Annotated in this window: 7 protein-coding genes and 1 pseudogene; 4 read left to right on the plus strand and 4 right to left on the minus strand. The window is 70.9% G+C overall.

Annotated elements, in window-relative coordinates; all coding sequences use genetic code 11:
• Positions 1–641, plus strand: a 641-nt coding sequence (locus Q2100_RS26880) for an LppU/SCO3897 family protein (protein WP_302916514.1), incomplete at its 5' end; no start/stop codon positions are given.
• Positions 642–653: 12 nt separating this feature from the next.
• On the opposite strand, the gene Q2100_RS26885 is transcribed toward Q2100_RS26880, so the two are convergent.
• The 4 genes from Q2100_RS26885 to Q2100_RS26900 form a co-directional block, all read right to left on the minus strand.
• On the minus strand, positions 654–1,385 hold the full coding sequence (locus Q2100_RS26885; protein WP_302916515.1) for a hypothetical protein: 732 nt from the start codon (positions 1,383–1,385) through the stop codon (positions 654–656).
• 83 nt (positions 1,386–1,468) lie between these two features.
• Positions 1,469–2,437 (minus strand): enoyl-CoA hydratase/isomerase family protein, encoded by a 969-nt coding sequence (locus tag Q2100_RS26890; RefSeq protein WP_302916520.1) that lies wholly within the window; start codon positions 2,435–2,437, stop codon positions 1,469–1,471.
• Positions 2,434–3,981, minus strand: coding sequence for a fatty-acid--CoA ligase FadD4 (gene fadD4 / locus Q2100_RS26895; RefSeq protein ID WP_302916516.1), 1,548 nt, complete (start codon positions 3,979–3,981; stop codon positions 2,434–2,436). Before fadD4 ends, Q2100_RS26890 begins: the two co-directional genes overlap by 4 nt.
• A 34-nt stretch (positions 3,982–4,015) precedes the next feature.
• Entirely contained in the window at positions 4,016–6,640 is a 2,625-nt protein-coding gene (locus Q2100_RS26900) for a LuxR C-terminal-related transcriptional regulator (RefSeq protein ID WP_302916517.1), read from the minus strand.
• Positions 6,641–6,794: 154 nt separating this feature from the next.
• Between Q2100_RS26900 and Q2100_RS26905 the strand changes: the two genes are divergently transcribed.
• The 3 genes and pseudogenes from Q2100_RS26905 to Q2100_RS26915 form a co-directional block, all read left to right on the plus strand.
• Complete coding sequence (locus Q2100_RS26905; protein ID WP_302916518.1) at positions 6,795–8,129, plus strand: GlnX family signal transduction membrane protein; 1,335 nt, start codon at positions 6,795–6,797, stop codon at positions 8,127–8,129.
• Positions 8,126–9,091, plus strand: coding sequence for a glutamate ABC transporter substrate-binding protein (locus tag Q2100_RS26910; protein WP_302916519.1), 966 nt, complete (start codon positions 8,126–8,128; stop codon positions 9,089–9,091). The genes Q2100_RS26905 and Q2100_RS26910 overlap by 4 nt, the downstream gene beginning before the upstream one ends.
• Positions 9,088–9,717 (plus strand): annotated as a pseudogene (locus Q2100_RS26915) (hypothetical protein); the annotation flags it as partial. The gene Q2100_RS26910 and the pseudogene Q2100_RS26915, both read left to right, overlap by 4 nt.

The following is a 9,717-nucleotide window of genomic DNA, read 5'->3' on the forward strand; positions in this document are numbered from 1 at the left end:
AGCCGCCGTACCCGCCGCCCGGCGGTCAGCCCCCGTACCCGCCGCCCGGCTACCCGCCGCCACCGCCCGTCGCGCCGAAGAAGCAGGGCACCGGCCTGATCATCGCCGGCGCGATCATCCTGGTACTCGGACTGCTCGGGAATCTCGGCCGGATCGCGTCGTCGCCGTCCACTTCCTCGTCGTCGGAGCGTTCCTCGTCGTCCGAGCGTTCCTCGTCGTCGTCGCCGACATCGAGCAGCGACAGCGCGGGGCTCGACGTCGGCGAGTGCGTCATCGACATCCCCGACACCGGCGTGCCCGACAGCGTCGACTGTTCGGACCCCGAAGCCCAGCTGCAGTTGGGTGCCGTGTCCGGACCCGGCCAGTGCCCCGACGGCCCCGCCAGCGAGGGTTCGTACCTCTACCAGGCGACGGTCACCGGCCAGACCCGGTGCTTCCTGCCCAATTTCGAACAGGGCGACTGCTTCCGGGTCGACTCGGTGGAGACGATGTTCAGGAAGGTGGACTGCGCGGACCCCAACGCCGCGGGCAAGGTCACCACCCGCCTCGACAGCAACGATCCCAGCGCGTGCGTCCCGCCCGCGCAGGCGCTGGCATTCCCGGAACCGGAACGCACCTACTGCCTGGCGCAGAACGAGTGATGCCCGCGCCGGTCACGCCGACCGGCCGCTGACCGCCGCGTCCCGCGTTCCGCTGCTGCCATAGCCCAGCGCACGACGCACAGTGGTGATGTGGTCGAGGCTCGGCCGCTCCGGGGTGCCGGGGACGCGGATGTAATGCCCGCCGTCGGCGGCGGCGATGTCGATGCGGTCGGCGAGGACGCCGGTGTCCAACGGGGTGCCGGCCCGGATGTAGGTGAGCCGCCCCACCACCGCCTCGGGCGACCGGTAGCGCTGCGCCCGCTTGGTCTGCTGGGTGACCGCGCCCAGGTGATCGGGCTCCCACGCCTGCACCAGCGCGGTCATGTACGCCATCAGCGTGCGGTCGTCGGTCTCCGCGTCGACGTCGAACGCGACCTGGTTCTGCGCCCTCGACCGGTCGGTGAATCCCGCCCGCACCACGTACTCGAACCGGGTGGAACTCGCCTCCGGCTGTTCACCGGACCGGCTGCGGGCGAACTCGGCGTAGATGCCCGCCGCCGGGCCGCCACCGGCAGCGCGTTCGGTGACCCTGTCGATGGCCCGTTCGATATCGGCGATGTCGTCGACGTCGACCGGTTGCAGGTCATATCCGGTGCGCCCGTCCGGATCACGAGGCAGCCACACACCCCAGTGCCCGTACACATCCGGCTGCGACGGCGCGAGCCGCAACGACCGCTGCACCCGCTCTGCGCAGGACCACAGGTGGTCGGGACGATCGCCCCAGCCGCCCAGAATCCACAGCACAACAGACCCCCGATACCCGTCGACGCCACCCTCACAGTGATCATGCCGTCGCGGCGGCCGTTTCGATAATCGGCGGTCGGTGTCTACCCGTGGGCCAGCGGCCAGAAGTCGGTGGTGACCTCGTCGACGAGCCCCCACTGCAGTGCGGTGGCGGGGTCGACGGTGTCACCGGTGAGGAAAAGGTAGGCGGTCCGCCACCGCCCGATGCGACGGGTGATGCTGACGGTGCCGCCTGCCCCGGGAATCAGGCCCAGTTCCAGTTCGGGCAGCCCGATCACCGAATCGGGATGTGCCGTCACCCGTCCGCAGTACGCGGCCATCTCCAGTCCGCTGCCGAGCACCTGGCCGTGCACCTCGGCCCGCAGCGCCGGCCCGAGGCGGCGGACCAGCTCGTCGAGCACCAGCGCCGGGCTGTGCCGGGTGCGGGCCAGGTGCGCGTCGGCCGGATCGGTGAAGGAACCGAACTCGGCCAGATCGCCGCCGCTGCAGAACGAGGGCCCGTTGCCGGAGAGCACCACCTCGGTGACCGACGGGTCGAGGCGGGCGATCTCGAGCGCCTCGAGGAGCGCGGCACGGGCGTCGGTGGAGAAGGCGTTGTGCCTGCCCGGCCGGTTGAACCGGACCCGCAGGGTGTCGCCGTCGCGCTGCGCCAGCACCGGATCCGGCAGCACCGGAGGCGTTCTGGGTCCACGCGCGGCCAGCCAGGACTGGAACTCGGCGCTGCCTTGCAGCGTCGAGTAGGCCAGCGACTCCGCGATCAGGCCGGCGTGGGCGGGCGCCGCGACGTCCACCGCCCGCAGCACGTCGTCGCCGATCGCCGCCGCCTTCGGCCAGGTGCGGCAGCGCTGATCGAGTTCGGCGAGGGTGCGCTGCACCGACGGCACCCGGACCACTCGGCGGTCCTCACACGGCTGCTCGGTGATGGTGAAAGTCGCTCGCTGCAACCAGTGTTCGGCGCCCGGTGCGGCAGGGTCGCCGGTGGCGACCACGACGCCCGCCGGTTCCGCGGCGTCCGGCGACGGCGGGTCCGACAGGTCGACGACGCGCATCAGCCGGAGTATTTCGCGATCAGCTCCTGCTTGTAGAGCTTGCCGGTGTCGGTGCGGGGCAGCTGGGCCTCGAACGAGATGGACCGCGGACACTTGTAGTGCGCCAGGCGGTCCCGCAGCCAGCCGAGCAGTTCCTCGGCGAACGCCTCGGTCGCGTCGGCCGGGTCGACGGTCTGCACCACACCTTTGACGCGCTGGCCCATCTCGTCGTCCGGCACGCCGAACACCGCGGCGTCCATCACCTTCGGGTGGGTCACCAGCGTGTTCTCGGCCTCCTGCGGGTAGATGTTCACCCCGCCGGAGATGATCATGTGGTGCCGCCGGTCGGTGAGGTACAGGTAGCCCTCCTCGTCGAGGTAACCGATGTCCCCCACCGTGGTCCAGCCATGGCATTCGCGTGACTTGGCCGTCTTGTCCGGATCGTTGAGGTACTCGAACGACGCGCCGCCCTCGAAGTAGATCTCGCCGGGCTGGTTGGGTCCGAGCTCGTTGCCGTCCTCGTCGAGGATGTGGATGGCCCCGTTCATCGGCTTGCCCACCGACCCGGGGTGGGTGAGCCAGTCCTCGGCCGAGATCAGCGTGGACCCGTGCGCCTCGGAGGACGCGTAGTACTCGTCGACGATCGGGCCCCACCAGTCGATCATCTGCTTCTTGATCTCCACCGGACACGGTGCCGCGGCGTGCATCACCCGCTTGAGGCTGGAGACGTCATAGCTGTTGCGCACGGACTCCGGCAGCTTCAGCATCCTGGTGAACATCGCGGGCACGAACTGCCCGTGGGTGACGCGGTGGCGCACGATGGCGTCGAGACAGCCCTGCGCGTCGAACTTCTCCAGCACGACGGTGGTGATCCCGGCGGCCTGGATCTGCATCGACCACACCGACGGGGCGGTGTGGTACAGCGGCGCGGGGCTCAGGTAGACCGCGTCGGGGTCGAGCCAGAACTGCACCAGCATCGCCATCAGGCCGGGCGCCTCCGACGGATGCACCTGCGGCAGTTCCCGTTTGATGCCCTTGGGCCGGCCGGTGGTGCCCGACGAGTACTGCAGCAGATCGCCCTCGATCTCGTCGTCGATCGGTGTATCGGGCTGTTCGGCAACGCCTTCGGGGTAGCGCACCCAGCCGTCGAGGTCGCTGGAGGCGTCCGTCGCCGACGTTTCGGATCCGTCGGCGATGAGCAGCACAGCGGGTAGCCCGCGCGGCAGATGCTCGCCGAGTTCCGCGCAGGTCTCACGGAGCGCCGCCGATCCGACGACGGCCTTCGCGGCGCTGTTGTCGATGATGTAGGCCGCCTCGGCGGCTGTGAGGTGGGTGTTGATCGGCACGTAGTACAGGCCGCTGCGGCGGGCCGCCCACATGACGGCGTGCATGTGCTCGTTGTTCTCCATGAGGATGGCGACGACGTCGCCCTCCTGCAGCCCGTTGGCGCGGAAATGGTGTGCCAGCCGGTTGGCCCGTGCCTCGAGGTCGTCGAACGTGATGACGGTGCCGGACGGGTGGAGGATGATCGCCGGCTTGCCGGCGCCGACATGCTCGCGGATCTGCATGGACCGACTCTACGACGGCCATACTTGACGGGTGTCAAGTGGGCGGCCTGCGGTGGGTCAGCAGCGCAGCGAGCTCCTCGCGGCTCGTCGTCCCGGTCTTGCTCATCGCCTTGTAGATGTGCCCTTCGACGGTGCGCACGGACAGCGTCAGGCGCTCGGCGACGTCACGGTTGGACAGCCCGTGGCCGAGCAGCGACACGATCTCCCGCTCCCGGTGGGTGAGCGGTATCGGTTCGCGGGCCTGCCGCAGCGCCGGAGTCTCGATGATGCCGCACGTCTCGGCCAGCGCCTCGGCGCGCGCGAGGCAGGTCAGAAACGAGCCGCGCAACTCCCCGTCGCGGTAGGCCACCCCACCCTGCGCGGCGGCGTCGACTGCCGCCACCAGGTCCCCCATCGCCTCGAACTCCTCCGAGGCAACCACCAGCTCGGCGGCATCGTGGTCACGAAGGGCTGCTGCGAGTCGCGCCGCGATGCGGGCACGTGGGCCCTCGACGATCGCGCCGAGTTCACCCAACCTCGCCGCACATGACGTGTCGCCGAACTGTGCCGCGGTCTGCAGGCACATCACCTCAGCCGCGAATCGTCCGTTGGCGGCCGCTGTTCGGGCGGCCCTCGTGGCGATCGCCATCGCCTCGCTGACCACCCCCTGCCCGGCCGACAGCCACGCCAGGGCGAGGGCGCGCTCGTCATCGAGGGATCGGAACGTGCGCTGCCGGGCGTCGAGATCCGTCAGGAGCGCCGCGGCCTGCGCCGTCGATCCCCGCATCGCCAGCGCCGTCATGTGCGCGACGCCGTAGCGGTACCCCCAGCCGACGGCGTAACCCGAGGCGGTCAACGCCCGCTCCGCCGGCGCCAGCAGGACACAGGCCGTGTCCAGGTGGCCGCTGCCCAGCGCGGCCCGTCCCGCGATCGCGGCGCCCAGCCACCGCGGATCGCCGGGAAGGTCGTCAGCCTGTCGGCGCACCCGCTCGGCCAGCTCCTCTGCCTCCGCGACACGGCCGGCGAAGAGCAGCGCCCCGAGGTGCGCGTCGGCGATGTTGAACTGCATGTGCGGGGCGTCCGAAGACCGGGTCGCCACGGCGTATCCGGCCTCGGCCACGCTCACCGCCCGGCCGAGCCGACCAGCATCCGCCTCGATGGCGGTGAGCGCCCACGCCGTCTCGGCCCCCACGATCGCGGGCAGGTCGTCGAGCTCGAGGTGCTGCGCGGTCTTCACCGCATCACCGGGCCGGTCGACGGCGAACCAGTACACCGTCCGGAGCGCGGCCATCGAGTGACCGGCCGGCCCCGCGGTGATGTCCGAGGCGGCGTCGATGATCGCCCTGGCCGCAGGCGGATCGGCCAGGGCCCACAGGAGATTGCTCGCGCGCAGATAGGCCAGCCGCGCGCGATTCTCGTCGCCCATCCCGTCGACGGACATCTCGGCGAGCAGCGCTTCGGCCTCCCGTCCGCGTCCGCTCCAGGACAGCGCGTGTGCCCGGATGAACACCGCTTCGGGTCCCTCCCCGGCGTGCACGGCCGCGGAGGCGAGCCGATCGGCGAGCGACAGGTCCGCGAGTGCGACAGCCTTGCGGGCGGCCGTGACCAGCAGATTGCCGTCCGGGGTGAGGTCCGAGTCCATGCTCATGGCGGCGCGGCGGACCAGTACCCGCGCATCGTCCCGGTCGTCCGCGGCGCCGAGTTCGGTGGCCACGAGTCCCCGCAGCCTGCGCAGCCGGGTGGGCGCCGCGCGGTTCCTGCGCACCTCTCCGTACAACGGGTGCGCGACCCACACCTGGGGGCCCGTGCCGGCCTGATCGACCCTGATCAACCCCCGGGCATCGGCGTCCTCGACGGCGTCGGGGCCCACCATCCGCTCCAGAGCCGGCAGCGCGATCGGCTCGCCGACCGCCAGTGTGTCGATGACGGCCGCCACATCCGGCGCCAGTGCGCCCATCCGGGACTCGATCAGTTCGATGAGGCTGTGCGGGACGACGATGGGCTCGTCGAGCCAGTACCACGTGCCCGACTCCCCGCCGAACCGGCCTTCGGCGACCTGCTGCTCGACGATGTGGCGCAGGTAGAGCGCGTTACCGCGGGTCAGCTCCCACAACCGGCGTGCGGCGTGCGGGTCGACCGGGCCGGCCAGCGCCGCGGACAGCAGGGCCGTGGTCTCCGGAAGTGACAGCGGCTCGAGGTCGAGCCTGTCGAACTGGCCGATCCGGTAGAGCTCGTGCACGCCGACGGGAATCTCTTCGCCGTCGCGGATGCTCAGTATCAGCTTCGCCTCACCGCGCTGCGCGATCTGCTGCAGTACGAACAACGACAGCTCGTCGAGCAGGTGGACGTCGTCGACCCCGACCACCACCGCGGTGCCGGGCGGGGCCGCGGTGAGCGACCGGATCACGGCGCACACCAGCTGGAGATCGTCGCGGCCTGCCGTTCCCGCCCACGCCGCAAACGCTCCGAGCGGAAGGCCGCGGGCGCACGAGGTGCCGACGACCCAGCGGACCGTGTGTCCGAGAGTCGCGGCCTGCTCCAGCGCTTCACGCGCCACCCGGCTCTTACCCACCCCGGCCGCGCCGCCGATGACGATTCCGCACAGGCCCGGGTCGGACAGGGCGGCCGCGATCAGTCGCATCTCCTCGGAGCGACCGGTCAACGGCCAGGTCAACCGCATACGCCCACCCTAGGAACCGTGGGGAGCCGCAAGTAGTGGATTGCACCGGAACGCACAAACAGCAGTAGTGCAGTACTCGCGTATTCGGCGCGGGTGCCCGTGATGATGGAAAGCGTCCTGATCTGCAGTGGTGGGTCACGAAGTGGAGTCCGACATGGGCGAAGGGGCGGCAGTCCTTCGGCGGGGTGCGCGGCGCGACGCCGCCACATCGGACGAGGACGCCGTCGCTCCGGTCGAGGCGACGCGCGCATCCCGCGGACGGCGTGCGTGGATCCGGCGGTTCGTGGCCACGACGCCCGGGATGATCGTGCTGATCGCGGCCACCGTCGTCGCGACCTGCACGGTGGCCGCCGTGGTCTGCGCCGGCGGGCTCGACCGGCGGATAGCCGAACACGACACCGTGCTCGAGCGGTCGGAACCGTTCGCCTACGCAGCGCAGAATCTGTACGCCGCGCTGTCGGCGGCCGATGCAGCCGCCGCGTCGGCGTTCCTGTCCGGCGGGACTCTGTCAGCACCGGCGAGGATGCGGTACCAGCAGGCGCTGGCGGCGGCGTCGTCGGCGCTGGTGGACGTCACGGCCGGCGCCACCGACGCGGACACGCGTGCCGAGGCGGCGGAGGTCTCGACGCAGCTGGCGACCTACACGGGGCTGGTCGAACTCGCGCGGGCCAACAACCTCCAGGAGTTCCCGGTCGGTTCTGCGTATCTGCGCGAGGCCTCCTCGTTGATGCAGACCGAACTGCTCCCCGGGGCCGAGCGGATCTTCGCGCGCGACCTGGCCGTGGTCCACGCCGGACAGCGCGCGGTCGGCGCGACACCCGTCGCAGGCCTGCTATTGCTGACGGTGCTGCTCGCAGTGCTCCTGGCCGGTTCGCTGGCGCTACGCGCCAGGACGAACCGGCAGGTCAACATCGGTCTGATCGTCGCGGCGGCCGTGGTGGTGCTGGTGATGACGTGGATCGTCACGGCCACCTGGGTGGCGGCGGCAAGCATCGAGCGCGGCCAGAGCGAGGGCACAGCACGGTTCGGCCAGCTCGCAAAGGCAAGGATCCTGGCCCAGCAAGCGCGGACCGACGAGATGCTCCAGCTCATCGCACGGGGCGACATCACCAGGGGAGAGGAATCCTTCCGGGGCCGGCTCGACGAGCTCACCGGCGTGCTGGGATCGGGACCCGCGGCCGTCCTCGACGAAGTCCAGCGCTGGTCGGCCGCACACGACAGGCAGGTGACGGCCTACGTCGGCGGTGAGTACAACGCCGCGGTGACCCAGGCCGTCGGGTCCCACCCGAACGGCTCGGCCGCGCAGTTCGCCGAGGTGGAGTCCACTCTGCGCGACCACATCGAGCAGACGCGTGCGGTACTGCGCGACCGCACCGCGGAAGCCGGTGACGCCCTGGCCTGGACTCCCCTCGGCACGACGGTGTTGCTGGCGCTCGCCGCGGTGGCCGCCACGGCCGGGCTGTGGCCGCGGCTCGAGGAGTTCCTGTGAGGGTGCGGTGGGTACTGGTGGCACTGGCGGTCGTCGCCGGCGGCTGTGGTTCACCCCCGGCGCCGCCCGCGCCGGTCAACGCCACACCTGCACAGGTCAGACCGGCCGGTGCGACCGAGATCACCGCCGCGCCGGGGACGCCGGCGCCGGACTGCGATCGCGAGGCGAGCCTGCGCCCCGGACCGATGCCGGAGCCGGGGAACATGCCGGCGAACTCGACGATGGCAGCGATCTCGGAGCGGGGACGGCTGGTGGTCGGCGTCGACCAGAACACCTTCCTGTTCGGGTACCGCAATCCCAGAACAGGGCACCTGGAGGGCTTCGACATCGATCTCGCCCGCGAGATCGCACGACGCATCTTCGGCGACGACGACCGCATCGACCTGCGGGTGGTCGATGCCGCCCAGCGGGAGACCGCGCTGACGTCGGGTCAGGTGGACCTCGTGGTGCGGACCTTCTCGGTCACGTGTCAGCGCCGCGAGAAGCTCGCCTTCTCGACGGTGTACTTCTATGCCAACCAGCGCATCCTCGCTGTCGAGGGATCGGGCATCGACTCCGCCGCGAGGTTGGCCCGCAAGCGGGTCTGCGCGGTGTCCGGCACGACGTCGCTGTCGACGCTGTTCGCACTCGAAGCACGGCCCACCGTCGTCGGTGTGACCAGCTGGACCGACTGCCTGGTGATGCTGCAGCAGGGTCAGATCGATGCGATCAGCACCGACGACGTCGTGCTGGCCGGGCTGGCCGAGCAGGACCCCAGCGTGGGCATCGTCGGGCCGAGCATGGGTGTGGAGCCCTATGCCATCGGGATCCGGAAGGACCGCGACGACCTGGTCCGGTTCGTCAACGGTGCACTCGACGAGATCCGTTCCGACGGAACGTGGCAACGGCTCTACTCCAGATGGCTGGACAGTCTCGGGCCGTCGCCCGGCCCCCCCGCACCGCGCTACGAGGCGGCGCCATGACGGCGAAGGCGTTCCACGAGATCGACCGCGAACTCGCGGCCGGCACGCACGACGTCGCATCGATGTCGGCCGCCCTGTTCGAGCTCGACGCACACCCCGGCATGGCCCATGTCCGCCGCTACTCCCCCAGCGGGGTGACCGCACAGCGGTGGGCGCATGCCGAGGAGACGCTGAGGCGGTTGTGGGACTTCCTGACTCAGGCCATGTCGGCCCTGGATTCGGCCGGGGCCGCGCGCGATCGGTCCGGTCTCGACGACATCCAGCTCGCCGAGCTGAGGCACATGTTGCGCGAGCTGCCGCAGACGCTCGACGACACCCGTGCGGTGATCCGCGTCCTCGATGCCGTCGACGAGATCGATTCGCAGGTGGCACACGGCCTCGCCCCGATCATGACGCGCCTCGACGAGGTGGGCGCCGGCTATCCGCCCGAGATCGTCGAGCTGCTCGACATCGCGGCCACCGATCCGCTGTCGTTGACGGCTTCCGGCGTCACCGAACGCCTCACCGCGATCGCCGAATGGGCCGCTCTGCGGGAGAACTGGACGGAGGCGCTCGCCGACACCGCCGGCGCCGTCGACCTGGTGCGGGCCGCGTTCGCCGGGGCGGCCGGCACCCGGCGCCGGGTC

It is taken from the genome of Mycolicibacterium arseniciresistens, assembly GCF_030519285.1.
In the GTDB taxonomy this organism is placed as follows: domain Bacteria; phylum Actinomycetota; class Actinomycetes; order Mycobacteriales; family Mycobacteriaceae; genus Mycobacterium; species Mycobacterium arseniciresistens.

Bases quoted from the DNA above. Each gene is read 5' to 3' on its own strand.
- Q2100_RS26905 (WP_302916518.1), top strand. From the start codon at position 6,795: ATGGGCGAAGGGGCGGCAGTCCTTCGGCGGGGTGCGCGGCGCGACGCC.
- Q2100_RS26900 (WP_302916517.1), bottom strand. From the start codon at position 6,640: ATGCGGTTGACCTGGCCGTTGACCGGTCGCTCCGAGGAGATGCGACTG.
- fadD4 (WP_302916516.1), bottom strand. From the start codon at position 3,981: ATGCAGATCCGCGAGCATGTCGGCGCCGGCAAGCCGGCGATCATCCTC.